General features: G+C 43.5%; 16 protein-coding genes. 1 reads left to right on the top strand and 15 read right to left on the bottom strand.

Annotation, left to right across the window (positions count from 1 at the left end; all coding sequences use genetic code 11):
* Positions 1 to 8: 8 nt before the first annotated feature.
* From IEX98_RS19765 to IEX98_RS19710, 13 genes are all read right to left on the bottom strand, one after another.
* A complete protein-coding gene (locus tag IEX98_RS19765; protein WP_188890920.1) occupies positions 9 to 581 on the bottom strand; it encodes a GNAT family N-acetyltransferase in 573 nt (190 codons plus the stop codon).
* The gene (locus tag IEX98_RS19760) at positions 578 to 1,513 is read right to left on the bottom strand and encodes an AraC family transcriptional regulator (RefSeq protein WP_188890919.1); all 936 of its coding nucleotides are present in this window, start codon (positions 1,511 to 1,513) and stop codon (positions 578 to 580) included. Before IEX98_RS19760 ends, IEX98_RS19765 begins: the two co-directional genes overlap by 4 nt.
* A gap of 73 nt (positions 1,514 to 1,586) precedes the next feature.
* Entirely contained in the window at positions 1,587 to 1,943 is a 357-nt protein-coding gene (locus IEX98_RS29260; protein WP_445376015.1) for a DUF7832 domain-containing protein, read from the bottom strand.
* A complete protein-coding gene (locus IEX98_RS29255; protein ID WP_229692276.1) occupies positions 1,934 to 2,179 on the bottom strand; it encodes a hypothetical protein in 246 nt (81 codons plus the stop codon). Before IEX98_RS29255 ends, IEX98_RS29260 begins: the two co-directional genes overlap by 10 nt.
* Before the next feature lie 540 nt (positions 2,180 to 2,719).
* Complete coding sequence (locus IEX98_RS19750; protein ID WP_188890918.1) at positions 2,720 to 3,142, bottom strand: NUDIX domain-containing protein; 423 nt, start codon at positions 3,140 to 3,142, stop codon at positions 2,720 to 2,722.
* Between the two features lie 108 nt (positions 3,143 to 3,250).
* Positions 3,251 to 8,218, bottom strand: a complete 4,968-nt coding sequence (locus IEX98_RS19745; protein ID WP_188890917.1) for an S-layer homology domain-containing protein — start codon at positions 8,216 to 8,218, stop codon at positions 3,251 to 3,253.
* A gap of 260 nt (positions 8,219 to 8,478) precedes the next feature.
* Positions 8,479 to 9,018 (bottom strand): GNAT family N-acetyltransferase, encoded by a 540-nt coding sequence (locus tag IEX98_RS19740; protein ID WP_188890916.1) that lies wholly within the window; start codon positions 9,016 to 9,018, stop codon positions 8,479 to 8,481.
* A gap of 7 nt (positions 9,019 to 9,025) precedes the next feature.
* Complete coding sequence (locus IEX98_RS19735) at positions 9,026 to 9,199, bottom strand: hypothetical protein (protein WP_188890915.1); 174 nt, start codon at positions 9,197 to 9,199, stop codon at positions 9,026 to 9,028.
* 25 nt (positions 9,200 to 9,224) lie between these two features.
* A complete protein-coding gene (locus IEX98_RS19730) occupies positions 9,225 to 9,737 on the bottom strand; it encodes a hypothetical protein (RefSeq protein ID WP_188890914.1) in 513 nt (170 codons plus the stop codon).
* Positions 9,734 to 10,150: a MerR family transcriptional regulator gene (locus IEX98_RS19725; RefSeq protein ID WP_188890913.1), complete on the bottom strand. Its 417-nt coding sequence runs from the start codon at positions 10,148 to 10,150 to the stop codon at positions 9,734 to 9,736. The genes IEX98_RS19730 and IEX98_RS19725 overlap by 4 nt, the downstream gene beginning before the upstream one ends.
* Positions 10,151 to 10,309: 159 nt before the next feature.
* The gene (locus tag IEX98_RS19720) at positions 10,310 to 10,714 is read right to left on the bottom strand and encodes a CPCC family cysteine-rich protein (RefSeq protein WP_188890912.1); all 405 of its coding nucleotides are present in this window, start codon (positions 10,712 to 10,714) and stop codon (positions 10,310 to 10,312) included.
* A 105-nt stretch (positions 10,715 to 10,819) separates the two neighbouring features.
* Positions 10,820 to 11,695, bottom strand: a complete 876-nt coding sequence (locus tag IEX98_RS19715) for a methyltransferase domain-containing protein (protein WP_188890911.1) — start codon at positions 11,693 to 11,695, stop codon at positions 10,820 to 10,822.
* A 71-nt stretch (positions 11,696 to 11,766) separates the two neighbouring features.
* Positions 11,767 to 12,657 (bottom strand): helix-turn-helix domain-containing protein, encoded by an 891-nt coding sequence (locus IEX98_RS19710; RefSeq protein WP_188890910.1) that lies wholly within the window; start codon positions 12,655 to 12,657, stop codon positions 11,767 to 11,769.
* A 231-nt stretch (positions 12,658 to 12,888) separates the two neighbouring features.
* Between IEX98_RS19710 and IEX98_RS19705 the strand changes: the two genes are divergently transcribed.
* Entirely contained in the window at positions 12,889 to 13,353 is a 465-nt protein-coding gene (locus IEX98_RS19705) for a nuclear transport factor 2 family protein (RefSeq protein ID WP_188890909.1), read from the top strand.
* Positions 13,354 to 13,525: 172 nt separating this feature from the next.
* Here the strand turns inward: IEX98_RS19705 and IEX98_RS19700 are convergent, their stop codons facing one another.
* Both IEX98_RS19700 and IEX98_RS19695 read right to left on the bottom strand, forming a co-directional pair.
* Positions 13,526 to 14,074: a hypothetical protein gene (locus IEX98_RS19700; RefSeq protein WP_188890908.1), complete on the bottom strand. Its 549-nt coding sequence runs from the start codon at positions 14,072 to 14,074 to the stop codon at positions 13,526 to 13,528.
* Positions 14,075 to 14,115: 41 nt separating this feature from the next.
* Positions 14,116 to 15,483 carry a thioester domain-containing protein gene (locus IEX98_RS19695; RefSeq protein WP_188890907.1) on the bottom strand — a complete coding sequence of 456 codons (1,368 nt, stop codon included), beginning with the start codon at positions 15,481 to 15,483 and terminating at the stop codon, positions 14,116 to 14,118.
* Between the last annotated feature and the right edge of the window lie 218 nt (positions 15,484 to 15,701).

The following is a 15,701-nucleotide window of genomic DNA, read 5'->3' as shown; positions in this document are numbered from 1 at the left end:
ACACTTCCTTATCCTCTTACATAGTCTTCTTCAAGAATACTGTATATTTCTAAATCGACAATACCTTTCCCCGCCCATAGTGCGGATTGCCTTAATGTTCCTTCTTTAATGAAGCCATTCTTGAGCAATACCTTCTTGGAATTCTCATTGGCAGGCATCACCTCAGCCTGAATTCTGTTGACGTTGACATCGTCGAACAAAAACTGGAGTAATATCTTTAATGCTTCCGTAGCGATCCCTTTACCCCACTGCGCTTCGGATAAAAAATAGCCAATCGTCACGGCATTTACCTTCTGGTTAAAGTCCATCGCTTCAATAATGCCCAGCAGCCGTTCTGGCTCGGCAACGACAAATATCCCCCACTTCACTCTGGACTGTTTGTTATAGTCTCTCTCGAAATGGCCAATCATGTTCTTCACGGTGTCTTTATTATGTTTGGGAATAATGCCGCAGTATTCAAATACAGTGTCATTGTTATAGATTTCGAACACTTCGTCAAGATGATGATCCTCTATCTTCTTCAATAGCAGAACATTAGATTGGAGAATCGGAAACTGTACAAAAACTGCCTCTACGATCATGCCTTCACCGCTTCGATTTTCATTTTTTTGATTGGTACATATAAATCAACTTTGCATTTCCCTTCCTTATCCTTAGCAGGATCATTCATACAAAATTCCAGACATGGTCTATCGTCGGCATCATACTCGCTGTTCGGCAACCAAAGGCTGAATACGTTCTGATAGGCGAGAACGAATTTATCAATGGTGTCATAGTAGGAGTATACAGCATACATTCCGCCAGATAGTGTTTTAAACTCTACCTGCGTATTAGACTGCTGTCTTTCATATCCACTTGGCAATGTCACACAAGCATCATATCGACAAGCTAATTCTTCTACGAAGTTTCCATCATCCAAGGATATTCCGATAAAATGATGGTTTTCGGGTGTAAGTCCCTGATCGCTTGCCCAGCGTCCTAACTTATCCCAAGCAACATAAGTATGCAAATAACTTCCGACATGCCTAACGTACGCCACTTCATATTCTGGAAGCTGCTTAATAGTGATCATATTCTCCCAAGCCCTCCGCAAGATATTGTTTTTCCCATTTCTATTGTAGTTCTCATAAGGAAATAACTCTTCTTGCTTATTGCTAAAAAAGGATGAAATATTGCTATCTTTCCTTATACGATTTCTAACGACACCTGGGGTCTTCCCATAATGCTTTTTAAAAACCGCATTGAAGGTAGATACCGACTCGAAACCGCATTGAATAGAAATATCCAGAATCGTCTTGTTTGTTTCAGTTAACAAATATACAGCTTTTTGTAAACGCTCTCGATTTAAAAATGCAACTGGAGTCACACCAACTATAGAAGTAAATATTCTTGTAAAATGATACTTCGAAAAATTCGAAACATCAGCCAATCTATCAAGATTGAGTTTTTGACTACTATTTTCCTTAATGTATTGAATGACGATTTCAATTCTATCCTTATAGTTATTATCCATTTATCGCATTCTCCAGTTACCCTTTGTATTAGACTACCAAAATTATACATCGAAAATAAAAAGTCTGGATAGCTTAACTATTAGATTTGTTGCGACTCATCCAGTCCTGATAGCGCTTCGTAATGATCGGCTCTATTTTATGATAGTTATCAATGGAATCTTCTACATGGTAAATCGTCGGCAAGTCAGCGGCCAGTAAGTTCGTGAAATCAACAGCCGTATAGATGTCGTTGTGAATATTGAGATATTCACGGGCGAACGCATCTGCTTCATCCGACAACTCCTTCGAGCTCAACACGCCATCCCAATTTCGACGATAAATTTGAGCACCTGTCATTTCGTTCTTTTTGACCAGCTCGATTTCAGACACATCTTCTTTGCGGCTTTGTTTGCTGATCAAATCATTCTTAACCAACCAGGTTATGAACATACCCGTCGGAACATAGGCTTGGAAATCATCCAGTTGAGGAGGGAAATCACCTTCATAATTGCATCCTGCTTGACGGGATATGACTCGTAGGTCGGGTTCATCGTCTTCTTGTCGGGATATAGCCGGCCTTTAATAAAATTAACAATGCAGATTTCTCTTCCTTCCGTAATCGTTAAATGCCGGTAATCCTTAAAAGTCTTTCCCTGTTTGGTCAATACGATCTCTATTTTGTTCACCAGATCACCTCGAATTTTGCAAAATCACCATTTCAAAAAAGTGTTGGAGAGAGAAAAACCAAATAAAAAAGAAACAAGAAAATATCCATAGTAACTATATAATCCAATAAAAACAAACGGTACAACAGGCACTCCTAAGTAAAAGGTTAGAAAAGGGTAGATCGAGACTATAAAGCTTAAAATAAGTATAACAAGCTGAGAAGAGTTTATTGCAACACCTTTTGGAATACCTTTGTAAAAAGAAAAATAGATACCCGCTAAAATAGGAATGGTACCCCAGATCCATAAGTTATAAGGAAGATTGAATGTTGCTTCATATCTCGTATCAAAGTACTGAAAAGACCTGTTTGCTAGATACAGCACGCAGAAAAATCCAACCGTCCATCCAAAGTAATATAAATATCGTTTTACCATTAGAACACCTCCGTTTACTGGTTTTATAGATATATTCCACAATTCCCATGGTTTTCCTTTGGATTCAATACAAAAAAGCAGTGGCAATACAGCCACTACCTTTACTTTTCATATTGGTGCTTGTCGTTATGTAACGATCAACGCCGCTCTTCTTATGCTTTCTTTTGTCCAAGGTGGCGCTAGGGGATGATTCATGATTTCATCAAAGGTCATCCAATGAACGGCTTCCACCTCATCGGGACTCTTGCTATGTGCAGTGCCTCTATCATATTCGCATAGGAAAACCATATTTATAACGTTGTTTCCATCCTCTGTCACAAACGAAGAGCTGTATACAAAAGTAACTGTATCTTTTATTTCGATACCGACCTCTTCGTACAGCTCTCGCTTTACAGTCTGTTCTAGTATTTCTAGTCCGTTCCCTTCAACCTCTACTTTCCCTCCAACAAGAGAAAGCGTTCCTCCCGCATGCTCTTCTTTCATACTACGTGTAATGACAAGCCACTTATCTTCTCGAATGACTGCACCTTCTACGTTTACGATGAACATGCCGCCTGCCTCCTCTAGAATGGGCCTTCGCTAGTCTCTTTAAAAAAAGAAAGTTACCCGACTAAGCAAATGTGCTTTTTACGGGCAACCTCCTTCATTTTGTATAAACTATATCAGATCTGATTTTTGAAGCAAACGTTCTATAATAACAGCTACCTCAGCTCTTGTTATGAGAGCTTTTGGAGCGAGCACCGTAGCGCTTCTGCCGGTAATTATAACCGCTTGCAAGCTATCAGCGATGCTGCTTCTCGCCCATTCTGAAGCTTCGCTTCGATCCGTGAATGCACGCAAGCTTTCTTCTATTGATGTCGTGTTTAGCTTCTGCTTCAACCCTGTAATCTGCATCGCTTTTGCGATGATAACCGTCGCTTCTTCACGCGTGATTTTGTCGTCAGGACGGAAGGTTCCGTCTTCAAAACCGTTAATCAGCTTATAAGCATATGCCGTATTAATTGCGCTGCTATACCAGGCTGACGCATTCACATCCGAAAAGGAGCTTACTTCACTTTCCAGCTTTAATCCCAATCCCCGAACCAATATAGCTGTAAATTCGGCGCGTGTAATATCCCGATCTGGATTAAACTTTCCATCCCCTACACCATCAATGACCATACGCGATCCCATATTATTGACTGCATTTTTAGCCCAATGGTTCGCTACATCTTGAAATTCAAGCGGATGCCAGATAACCGCATATGTGCTGTTGGTAAGGCTGTTAATTACGGCATAGTGTTTGCTTTCCTTTGTGATAACTTTAGTCGGCACGTGCCGAACTGAACCATCGGCCTCAATAACAACGCCTGTTGTAATTTTGCTGCCGTCTACTCCATTCGGCAGAGCAATGGAACGCTCTACATAAGTGTTAAACTTGGATACTTCAACAATTGAGCCTGCATATTCGGCTTTGATCGTAAAGTTAACAGGTGGTACGACAAGTTTAAAATTTTCTTTGGCTGCCGCAATGTCCACGATTCTCATTGTTTCCGTTGTTGGCGCAGCGATTTCAATCCGTATTTTCACGTCTTGCAAAGCCGATGGCTTTCCAAGTCTCTCGGATAAGGCATCCAAATCAATTTGTTCAGCATCAAGTACATAACTGGAAGCCGTTGTTTGAATCTCAATAGTACCCCGTTTACTCTCCATATCTTTGATCATTTGACCATTCAGCTCGATATTAAAGACATCCGGTTTCGCATTAAGACGAATAATCATTCGTGCTTTTATGCCTTCTGACTCGAGTCTGGCTTGCAATTTTTTCTGATCGATAGCAACTGTGGTTACGGTTTGCCCGTTTACTTTCTTCGTTGTCGCTGTTCCGATACGCTCTCCCTTGCCATTAACAGATGCATCGATATCCTGATCATCACTTACCGGAGCCGATGGACCTGAGCTGCCGCTATTGCTATTGTTGGACGGCACTTTCGGAGTGACGGCATTGGATTCACCGGATGCTGCCCCGCTACCAGCCTCGTTAATAGCCTTTACGGTAAACGTATAAACTGTCCCATTGCTCAAGCCCGTGAACGTAATCGGACTTGCAGTACCCGTTATTACTGTATTTCCGGGAGAAGCCGTAACTTCATAACCCGTAATGGCACTACCGCCATTATTAGCTGGGGCTTGGAATGTAATCGTTGCTTGCCCGTCACCGGCGACCGCCGTTATATTCGTTGGTGCTGCAGGAACCGACACTGGTTTTGCGCTCACTTCATTAGAAGTATCGCTGTCTCCTACCGAATTGACTGCTTTCACTATAAAATAATAAGTTGTTCCATTTGTTAATCCGGTAATGTCCTTTTGTTGAACCGAGTGACCAACAGTAGCAACTTCAGCTCCATAAGCGCCGGAAATATCACTCTGATAGATTTTATATCCGGTCGAATCAGCTACGGAATTCCATACGAGATGAACTTGCTTATCTCCTGCAACGATACTTGTAACTATCGGCGCATCAGGCACCGTGTTTACCGTAAGCGTCGCGCTGTTTGACACCGCGTTAGGTGTTGCTGCTCCGGTTGCAACTACACGATACAGGTAGCCGTTCATTCCTGCCGTTGCTCCCGTAATCGTCAGCGTTGCCGTTGTCGCTCCGCTGTACGGTGCGCCATTCGCAATATTCGTAAAGCCCGCTCCTTCATCCACCTGCCACTGATATCCAGTCGCATTCGTTGCTGTCACTGAGAACGTCGTGTTCGCACCTGCTGATATCGTCGAGTTGCTTGGCTGCGACGTTATCGACGGCGGCGTGTTCACCGTTAGCGTCGCACTGTTCGACACCGCAGCAGGTGCTGCAACTCCAGTAGCAATAACACGATACACATAACCGTTCATTCCTGCCGTTGCTCCCGTGATTGTCAGCGTTGCTGTCGTTGCTCCGCTATATGAAGCACCGTTTGAAATATTCGTAAAGCCCGCTCCTTCATCCACCTGCCATTGGTAACCGGTAGCATTTGCTGCCGATACCGAGAAGGTTGTGTTTGCTCCCGCGGTAATCGTCGAGTTGCTTGGCTGCGACGTAATTGATGGCGGCGTGTTCACCGTTAGCACCGCATTGTTTGACGTTGCAGTTGGTGTTGCTGCTCCAGTAACTACTACACGATACAGGTAGCCGTTCATTCCTGCCGTTGCTCCCGTGATCGTCAGCGTCGCTGTCGTTGCTCCGCTATATGGAGCACCGTTCGAAATATTCGTAAAGCCCGCTCCTTCATCCACCTGCCATTGGTAACCAGTCGCATTGGTTGCTGTCACTGAAAAAGCCGTGTTTCCGCCTGCTGAAATCGTCGAGCTGCTTGGCTGACTCGTAATTGATGGCGGCGTGTTCACCGTTAGCACCGCATTGTTTGACGTTGCAGCTGGTGTTGCTGCTCCAGTAACTACTACGCGATACAGATAACCGCTCATTCCTGCGCTTGCTCCGGTTATCGTCAGCGTTGCTGTCGTTGCTCCGCTGTATGGAGCACCATTCGAAATATTCGTAAAGCCCGCTCCTTGATCCACCTGCCATTGGTAACCCGTAACATTCGCTGCCGATACCGAGAAGGTCGTGTTGCCTCCCGCGGTAATCGTCGAGTTGCTTGGCTGCGACGTTATCGACGGCGGTGAGTTCACCGTTAGCATCACACTGTTCGACACCGCAGCAGGTGTTGCAACTCCAGTAGCAATAACACGATACACATAACCGTTCATTCCTGCCGTTGCTCCCGTGATCGTCAGCGTCGCTGTCGTTGCTCCGCCATATTGTGCGCCATTCGTAATATTTGTAAAGCCCGCTCCTTGATCCACTTGCCATTGGTATCCAGTCGCATTGGTTGCTGTCACTGAAAAAGCCGTGTTTCCGCCTGCTGAAATCGTCGAGCTGCTTGGCTGCGACGTTATCGACGGCGGCGAATTTACCGTAAGAGCCGCGTTGTTCGACACTGCGTTAGGTGTTGCCGCTCCAGTAACAACTACGCGATATAGGTAGCCGTTCATTCCTGCGGTTGCTCCTGTAATCGTCAGTGTTGCCGTTGTGGCTCCGCTGTATGGCGCGCCATTCGCAATATTCATAAAGCCCGCTCCTTGATCCACTTGCCATTGGTATCCAGTTGCATTCGTTGCTGTCACTGAAAAAGCCGTGTTTCCGCCTGTTGAAATCGTCGAGCTACTTGGCTGCGACGTTATCGAAGGCGGCGAATTTACCGTAAGAGCCGCGTTGTTCGACACTGCGTTAGGTGTTGCCGCTCCAGTAACAACTACACGATATAGGTAGCCGTTCATTCCTGCGGTTGCTCCTGTAATCGTCAGTGTTGCCGTTGTGGCTCCGCTGTATGGCGCGCCATTCGCAATATTCATAAAGCCCGCTCCTTGATCCACTTGCCATTGGTATCCAGTCGCATTTGTTGCTGTCACTGCGAACGTCGTATTTGCACCTGTAGAAATCGCCGAGCTGCTTGGCTGCGCCGTAATCGACGGCGGCAAGTTCACCGTTAGCGTCGCGCTGTTCGATACCGCATTAGGTGTTGCCGCTCCGGTGACAACTACACGATACTGGTAGCCGTTCATTCCTGCGGTTGCTCCCGTAATCGTCAGTGTTGCTGTCGTCGCTCCGCTATACGGAGCGACATTCGCAATATTCATAAAACCCGCTCCTTGATTTACCTGCCACTGGTATCCCGTCGCATTCGATGCTGTCACTGCGAACGTCGTATTTGCACCTGCAGAGATCGTCGAGCTGCTTGGCTGCGCCGTAATCGACGGCGGCGAGTTCACCGTTAGCGTCACGCTGTTTGATAAGGCGTTAGGTGTTGCATCTCCGGTTGCAACCACACGATACTGGTAGCCATTCATTCCTGCGGTTGCTCCCGTAATCGTGAGTGTTGCTGTCGTCGCTCCGCTGTACGATGCGCCATTCGCAATATTCGTAAAGCCGGCTCCTTGATTTACCTGCCACTGGTATCCCGTCGCATTCGTTGCTGTCACTGAGAACGTCGTATTTGCGCCTGCAGAAATCGTCGAATTGCTTGGCTGACTTGTAATCAATGGTGCCACAGGAATAGGACTCCCGATTTGTATATCATTTAGGGCAATCCACATATCCTCATTTTGAGGAGTAATGCGGATCTCATCGACATTTTGAAATATTGATGCCGTCAACCCGTTGCTCTGAGAGAACGTATTCTCATAGTCGTTTTGAGTCGTATCCAGATTTACCGATCCGGTAGAAATACCATTATCATACCCGGTTACTGTAATAGGTCCACCACCCGAATCGGCTACAAAAAAAGACTGAAAATCAAAATTGGTGGCAGGATTACTGCTTTTTATCGTCATCAAACTAGCAGAAAGGTTATCGTCATAACCTGCAGCGACAGCGTACCTTGAATAAGGCTGTTCATAAGTCCAGTCGTATCCATCACCGCTTATAATTTGCAGCGTCATGCCTGGAATCGCAGTTGAGCCTCCCTGTCCCGCAGTAATCGTACTGCCGCTAAATCCCGCTGCTGACGTAAACGTCACTGTTCCAAGGGGAGCAGCTTCAGCAGGATATACCGGAAAATAAGACAACACCAAAATCAGTACCAGGATGAAAGCTGTCATTTTCCTCGGGAACTCTTTCATTAATGGATACATCTTTATTAGCCTCGCTTTCAATTGTAAAAAACTCGAAAATGTAAATTTATAGCATCATTCGACAAAGATTCGACAAGATAAAAGAGAATTCCTGCTCATAACAAGAGTAACGACTCAAAAAATATTCTTTTAATAAAGTTTCTCTTGCAGCACCCTTCCTATCGGAAGGATATAAAAATAACCCTCATCCCGCCGTTAGACGAAATTGAGGGTTATTTTCACATCGATCACTTCCACTCTTCTGCCAAAATAGCATAAACGCAATCATCATACCACTGATCTTTCATTCGATAGCTTTTAATAAAATGAGCTTCTTTTCTAAAGCCCAGATTTTCAAGCAGTCTTATCGACTTCATATTGTCCGGATCTACTGAGCCTGTAATTCGATGTTTCCCAAGTCCGGCAAACAAGTAATCGATCACAGCCCGAACTCCCTCGGAGGCATACCCCTTGCCTTGGAAATCTGGAGCGAAGGTATAGCCTACTTCAGCCTGAAAATCATCTTCCATAAAATGAATGCCGATATCACCGATAAGCGGACCATCCTTCAGGCAGACAGCTACTTGCAGCCATGTATCACTTGTATTTGGGACAACAGCCATATTCGCAAGGATAAACGCTTCACTGTCGCCAATGTTCTCTGGTTTCCAGGATTGATACTTGTAGACCTCAGGCATCGAACGATAATTATAAAAGGCATCCCGGTCTGCCATTTCAAGTGTTCGGATGATTAACCGATCTGTAGTAATCTTATTGAAAATATTCATAGGCTGTTTATTCTCCATTTTCTTTTGACACTACCGTAATCGCCCTAATAACCACGTCAGGGAGTCTTTGACTAATCTGCATCTTTGCTTCGGCAACGTTATTTGCCTTCACATTTTCGAAGTACATTACACCGTAATTATCTTGATATTCTACCGTATATTCAATTTGCTCATTATCCACGAATCTACCGCCTCCAACTGATTTCTTAGCAATCAACACGGTATTTCTGTTCAAGGTAAGAGAAATCATTGTGTCTTATTTCCAGAACTCTAGGTTGAATAAGGATGATATTTGTATCTTCACCTGATGAAGTATCTTTTGCGCGAGTTAGCTGTTTCACTCGTTCTGTGACTTGTTCATTAATCTCGACCAAATCCATCTCATCTTCATTTACCAACCGTATAGGTATTTCTCGGTTCAACATCTTCTCACCTGATGTCAAAGTCACAGAAATGTTCACATCACCACAGGCAATTGCTTCTTGGGTGAAGATTGCAAATATAACCTCATTATCCTTGGAGTCGAGGACAATTTGTTGCCAAGCATTCTCAGCATAACCATTAAGATTACAGGAGCGATATATTCCTTGCGGAAGTTGAATCTCTATTTGGTTCGTTTGAGAAACAGACCCTTCTTCCCTAAAAATCTGTATCCATATGTGGTTCATTCCTTCTTCGTTCTCCATCAATGATTTAGCTAGCTTAAAATCAAGTCTCATTGATTCTCACCTCTTAACACCTGTGAGACGGAATCAATAACTTTCTGCTTTAACTCAGCAGAGATCCGGGGACTTATCGTTAGGATGACATCATCTGTTATTTTCAGCGTTTCATTTTCAATCACTCGGCTTGTTTCATATAAAGCTAGCTGTTGACTGATTTTTTCAATGTCTGCCATTGAAAGCTTCTGTAATGTTTCTTGAATGGAAGCTAAAGATTCACCGGTTCTTGATAGGGTGATAATTGCACGGAAGTAATTGATGTGATTGTCCGTGTATACCCTTTTATTACCGACTAGTTCCAGGGGTGGCAGCATACCAATTTGTGTGTAATACCTCACCGTTCGCAAATTCATACGTGGATCATCCTGTTGGAGCACTTCAGCTACTTGCTTGGCGGTATAACTCTGCATAACACACCTCCGTTTACACTAAACTGCATAAGTTACAGTTAACTGTATATAAAACAGCTTACTGTAACTAAAGTCGATTGTCAATTTAAATGAGCTAAAAAACGGAACGTCTGGCTTTGGCAGCCTGCGTTCCACTTTTCCAATCATGTTAGAGCAAGTTTATTGATTTTTCTCTACGTTGTCACTATATTGTATTGCACTTTCATAGACGATATCTGCTAGTGCCTCTTCAAGAGAATTGATTTTATCCCATATAGGTTCAGCTGAATTATCGTCAGCCGTTTTCAGCTTATCGAATTCAGTCATTAGAGCTTTCTTCGTCGATATCTCTGTTTCTGACTGACTCAGAATGTTTCTTTCATCGCTATACATTGTATAATTCACTTTAAAATTATTCCTTGCCTCAGTTAAAGAACCACCCCGTACTTCATCTGCATCTGGATCATCTTGGCCATCATCTTCCCACTTACATAAACAACAGATTTCAAAGCCCCCTCTTTCTACTAGTGTCAAGTATCCGCAACAAGGACAACTAACTCGGTTACTGCTTGCAATCTCATTCATACTTCCACCGTCCCATTTATAATTAATACTAGTATACTTTTCCTTTCTAAAAGAAAAACAGCCCCTCATCTAAGGAGCTAAGCAATCGATGTTCTTCCTTTCTTGTTACCTAACCACGCTGCCAAAAGTAATCTTCATATTAGAAGCATACGTCAGGTACGATTCAATGTGAAATTCCTTCGAAAGCAGCAGTTCATTCTCGTACTGAATTACAGCTTCTTCTTGAGAAGCAACGCGTTCTATAAGACCGCTAATATAGACATCCCTCTCCTCACCAGGAGCCGCTGCATAACCGCTCTCAGCTAAACGGTTATACATTCTATTTTTACTATCGGCCTCCATATGGGGATGAAGAAAATTCACTTTATCGGAAACTCTGCATTCGATATCCTTCAAACCTAATTGACTCAAATATACAGGTATCTTCATGCCTATGTTGCCATCTTTGCAGCACCGAGCGGCATCTTGTTCATAGAGCTTTTGCAGCAATCCTAACTGAAAAAAATCCGACTGTTCATGTCCATGCAAGTAAAAGTTGGATGCGTTTGCTATCCAGTGAGGCTCGAAAGTAATGACTTTTCCTGTATCCACAACGCAATCCACCATCTTCTGCAATATCATCTTTGGATTCGGTACATGAAGTAAAAAGGCATGGCAAATGGCTAGATCATACTTTCTCTCCAGTCCAATCTCCTGAATATCACCTTGCAGAAATTCTGTCTGATAGGGGAGTTGAGCGAATATCGCTCGCGCTTCATCCAGAAGCTTACCGCCTAAATCTGTATACGTTGAACCCTCTGGCAATAGCGGAAGCAGCTTTAACCCTAAATAGCCATACCCGCATCCGAAATCAACCAAATGTACAGGAGCTTCAATTTTCCAAACGGACTTCACTAAAAATTCGATGTAATCATCATTGTAAAATAAGTCTCTGGAATTACGCAGATATTCAATTTGCGTGTCCCAATAATATTCCCCCATAACGCTGCACCCCTTATTTGCAAATGGAATGATGTATAATTTATTGCTGTCTTTTACCACTGTCTGACCGATTAACCCTCCACCAATTCGGCAGCACTACGGTTCCTCATTGCCGACGGAGAAACCCCATACTTCTTCTTCCAGACCTTTGAGAAATGCGAGACGTTCTCGAAGCCTGTAGCCAAACTGATATCCGTTATGGATATTCCGGAATGGGTTAATAGCTCCTTTGCCTTCTCCAGCCGGCGGTTCCGAATCCATTGAAAGGCAGGCTCATTGTAGATTTTCCGGAATTCCCGTTTGAAGGTCGACAAGCTTCTGCCAGACAAATAGGCCAAGTCCTCCAGCGATACAGGGTTTAGCAGATTCTTCTCCACTACCTCTACAATATTTGTGGGACGTTGCTGTCTCAGTTGCAAAATTTGGTTCATTAACCCTTCGTCTGCATCCAATATATCAAATAGCAGCTCCAGCATTTTCAGCTTAATGAGTTCGTCTTGAACGCCCTCCGGCTGTTCAAAATAAGGCTTGAGTGATGCAACATAGCTTAACAGCCGCTCATTGACCGAATGCACAGCAGCTGGGATGGGCTTTTCAAGCTTAGAGGACGGAAAATTGGATATCTTCATAAACTCATGAAGCAGCTCATCCTTCAGAAAGAACATCATGTAATCCAATACATGACTCGAATCCTCTTCCCCGTACTTCTCATAATCAATGACGATCCCTTTATGTAAAAGCACCATTTCGTTCTTTCTTACCGGATATTCCTCATCACCGTGTCTGACAATATAGACCCCTTCCAAAACAACCAGCAGAACATGCTCCTGCAAATACATTCGTCCGGTCTTAATATCGGAATAGGCGCATGATCCCATGACCGATAATCCTTTCATCTTCAGCATGCCAACACTGGGCAGACTCTGAGGCATTTTCACAGCTTTACTAATTATGGACCCCATTCGTCTCACTCCTTATCTGAATCAAAGATAACACGAAGTCACTATGGCAATCCAATCCATCCAGCAGGGTAACCCTCCCATATTGAGAATGACCCGAATTGACAAACAAAATGAGCTTCATAACAAAGCTTTAAGGACTCAATCCGGTTACGATTGATAATAAGTTAGATGCAGCATATAGCTTGTAAAAAACGGCTGCAAATAAAAATGATGAAAAAAGGTGAGGATAATATGGAAGCTGTACAAAAACTATCCCTTGAAGAAATTGCTGACCGTCATGCAATACGCGAGCTTATTGATGCCTATGCATTTTGTGCGGACACGAGAGATGCCCAAGGTCAAATGGCACTGTTTACGGAAGATACGCTGTTCAGAGTTTATATGGATGAACGCCAGGCTGAGCCTTCACAGATCGTGAATAGCCGGGAGGAATTAGCTCCTATTTTCGAAAATTTAAATACGTATACTTCCACCATGCACTTCAATGGTCAAAGCAAGATTACCTTATCTGGCGATACTGCAACTGGGATCACCTATTGCTTCGCCGAGCATTTAACGATCGACGGCGATAACAAAAATTTGATGGTAGCCGCTATCCGTTATTACGACGAATTCATTAAAATCAATAACGTATGGTTTTTCAAAGGAAGAGATCTCAAGGTTGCCTGGGTTGAGACTAAGCCTCTAAATAGCTAAAACTATTTTGCCCTAAGACGCCAAGATCGATTAACCTTCCGTTTCCCCTATGAAAAAAATCGAGTGGAGGCAGGTACAATACCTGCTTCCACTCGACTCAATAGAGGTGAGTAAAATATTTACCGCGCAGAGCCTCTATCTCCTATCGCTTCTTCACTTTTCGAACCTAAAATTAAGGAGCAAAAACCTCCGGATTATCGTTTCGCCAAGCACCTATACAGCCAATTAAACAAGCTTGGTAGCTTATCATCCTGCTGCCAGTCTCACTGTCCTCATATTTAATTGCAATATTTATGCCCGGCTTGCGCCATGCTAAGATTCGACCGGAAAATCCAGGCCACTCGCATTGTTCATCCAATTGAGGTCTATCATATGCTTCTATTGAATCATCTGGTGTTGAGCTCATTGTGATTCCCTTGGGAAGGTTTCCGGGAAACGGAGCTTTAATTCTGTCATCCGACCCAGGCGCGAGAAAATGTATGGCACCAATAATCCATTCATCTTGATTTGTATATTGGAGTCCAGTCAAATCATTTATTTTTGGCGGGCGATAAATATCTATGCGTATCGATGATTTCGGAGACCAGATAATATCGTCGTTGAAATAACTGTTTGGCTTTGGCATTCGTTTGACGCCGAATGACTGCAGCAAAGCTTGGACACTCTTGGGATTGTAAGGATGACCTAGCATTTCAATAAGCTGTTCGGATGGTTCTTTCATGTTTAGATCCCTTCCTTTCGCTTTTCAAAGTGGTGAAACTCTCAACCTTTACCCGCGCTGTCTCTTCTTCTTAATAGCCATAAAGCGGCGGCAATAAATACCGTCCCTACAGCATAAAATAAATCCTTACTTGCCTCTCCTGTTTTAGGAAGGACTTTTATTTTTTCCTTTTCAATTGTCGGTTCAGATGGTGTTGGTGTTGGCTCTTCTACTGGCTTTGGTTCTTCTGCTGGCGCTGGCGTTGGTGTTGGCTCCTCTACCGGCTTTGGTTCTTCTGTTGGCATTGGCGTAGGTTCTTCTTTAGGCGTCGGCGTTGGCGTTGGCATTGGCATTGGCGTTGCTTCTTCTACCCGTTCTGGTTCATCTTTTGGCGTCGGCGTCGGTGTTGACTGCACGGGAATATTAAAGTTTAACAGCACATTTTTTTGCACGTCCAATACATGGACTGCGACCGCACCTAAATCTTGAGTGTCATCGACATATCTTGCTGACGAAGTGATGAACACATCGTTGACCGATTGACGCATCATAAATTGAAGTCCAATATCTACTTTTGAAGCCGAAGCATCATAATCGCCGTTAGCGACTGTAATCGTGATCGTGCTGCTGTCAGGTCTTACATTGTTGTAGGTTGATTCAACTACAGTCGCATTCGGATATCTAGCTGCCGTAGCACTATCAAGCTGGACTGATGGCAAAATAACAGTTCCATCATAATTCTTTTCTGTTGCTCTATAGGATACCGATACAACAAGGTTATCATTGGCATCAAATGATAATTTCTGATCAAATACATCTACATCCGTTTCTGTATACGTTGGCCCTATAGGATCTAGACTGATGTAGTAATTATACAAATCCTCTCCCGCTAGTGTTGGCGGATAATACTGGTTGCGCCACTCATTCAAATCCGCTCCATTCGTGTAATGCCAAATGGCATATTGCGTAGCCCAAAGGGCCATGTCTTCGTCCAAACCGGTAATGCCCGTAGTCGCTTGCAAGTCTGCGACACTTTTCGTCGGAAAACCATTGAGCAGAACCGCTCTTATCCTATCCCCATCAATCACCTTTCCTTTAATAAGGTAATTGCTCATTTCTTTAAGTGGGGAATAGAACTCTTCACCGGTACGATATCCGAAAAGATCGTTCGTAAGGGGGTATTCTCTTGACCTATCAAAGCAATAAGCTAAAATGCCAGCAGGAAGACCTGCTCCGTTCGGCCTTCGCTCATAAACTCCGTTATTGTATTCAGCTAAAACAATAATAGGATACATTCGCACATCAGGAAACCAATGATCTACGACCTCAAACTTATCTACGGCTGCAGGAGCTGCTTGGACAAATTGAAATGATGTTGAACCTAGCAGAATAATTAGAAGTACGGCTAGCTTCACTTTTACGTTATTCATTTGAGATCTCTCCCTTCTATAATCATAGTAAAGAACAGAACACATCTCAAAAGTGTTCTGTTCTTAGTTATATCGGTATCGATGTCATGTTTTTTAAATGCTTTATTCAAAATAATTAACAAATATAATGAACAATCTGGATTTCGCCATAATCGCGATTCCAAATACCTAGCTCAATTCTCTGCTTTACCACTAACGATGATACGGTTCTCGCAGCA

The organism is Paenibacillus radicis (ex Gao et al. 2016), assembly GCF_014641555.1.
Taxonomy (GTDB): domain Bacteria; phylum Bacillota; class Bacilli; order Paenibacillales; family Paenibacillaceae; genus Pristimantibacillus; species Pristimantibacillus radicis.
This window is presented reverse-complemented; position numbering and strand designations above follow the sequence as displayed.

Bases quoted from the DNA above. Each gene is read 5' to 3' on its own strand.
- IEX98_RS19760 (WP_188890919.1), bottom strand. From the start codon at position 1,513: ATGGATAATAACTATAAGGATAGAATTGAAATCGTCATTCAATACATT.
- IEX98_RS19750 (WP_188890918.1), bottom strand. From the start codon at position 3,142: ATGTTCATCGTAAACGTAGAAGGTGCAGTCATTCGAGAAGATAAGTGG.
- IEX98_RS19720 (WP_188890912.1), bottom strand. From the start codon at position 10,714: ATGAATGAGATTGCAAGCAGTAACCGAGTTAGTTGTCCTTGTTGCGGA.
- IEX98_RS19740 (WP_188890916.1), bottom strand. From the start codon at position 9,018: ATGAATATTTTCAATAAGATTACTACAGATCGGTTAATCATCCGAACA.
- IEX98_RS19705 (WP_188890909.1), top strand. From the start codon at position 12,889: ATGGAAGCTGTACAAAAACTATCCCTTGAAGAAATTGCTGACCGTCAT.
- IEX98_RS29260 (WP_445376015.1), bottom strand. From the start codon at position 1,943: ATGTTCATAACCTGGTTGGTTAAGAATGATTTGATCAGCAAACAAAGC.
- IEX98_RS19695 (WP_188890907.1), bottom strand. From the start codon at position 15,483: ATGAATAACGTAAAAGTGAAGCTAGCCGTACTTCTAATTATTCTGCTA.
- IEX98_RS19710 (WP_188890910.1), bottom strand. From the start codon at position 12,657: ATGGGGTCCATAATTAGTAAAGCTGTGAAAATGCCTCAGAGTCTGCCC.
- IEX98_RS19765 (WP_188890920.1), bottom strand. From the start codon at position 581: ATGATCGTAGAGGCAGTTTTTGTACAGTTTCCGATTCTCCAATCTAAT.
- IEX98_RS19745 (WP_188890917.1), bottom strand. From the start codon at position 8,218: ATGACAGCTTTCATCCTGGTACTGATTTTGGTGTTGTCTTATTTTCCG.
- IEX98_RS19715 (WP_188890911.1), bottom strand. From the start codon at position 11,695: ATGGGGGAATATTATTGGGACACGCAAATTGAATATCTGCGTAATTCC.
- IEX98_RS19700 (WP_188890908.1), bottom strand. From the start codon at position 14,074: ATGAAAGAACCATCCGAACAGCTTATTGAAATGCTAGGTCATCCTTAC.
- IEX98_RS19730 (WP_188890914.1), bottom strand. From the start codon at position 9,737: ATGAGACTTGATTTTAAGCTAGCTAAATCATTGATGGAGAACGAAGAA.
- IEX98_RS19725 (WP_188890913.1), bottom strand. From the start codon at position 10,150: ATGCAGAGTTATACCGCCAAGCAAGTAGCTGAAGTGCTCCAACAGGAT.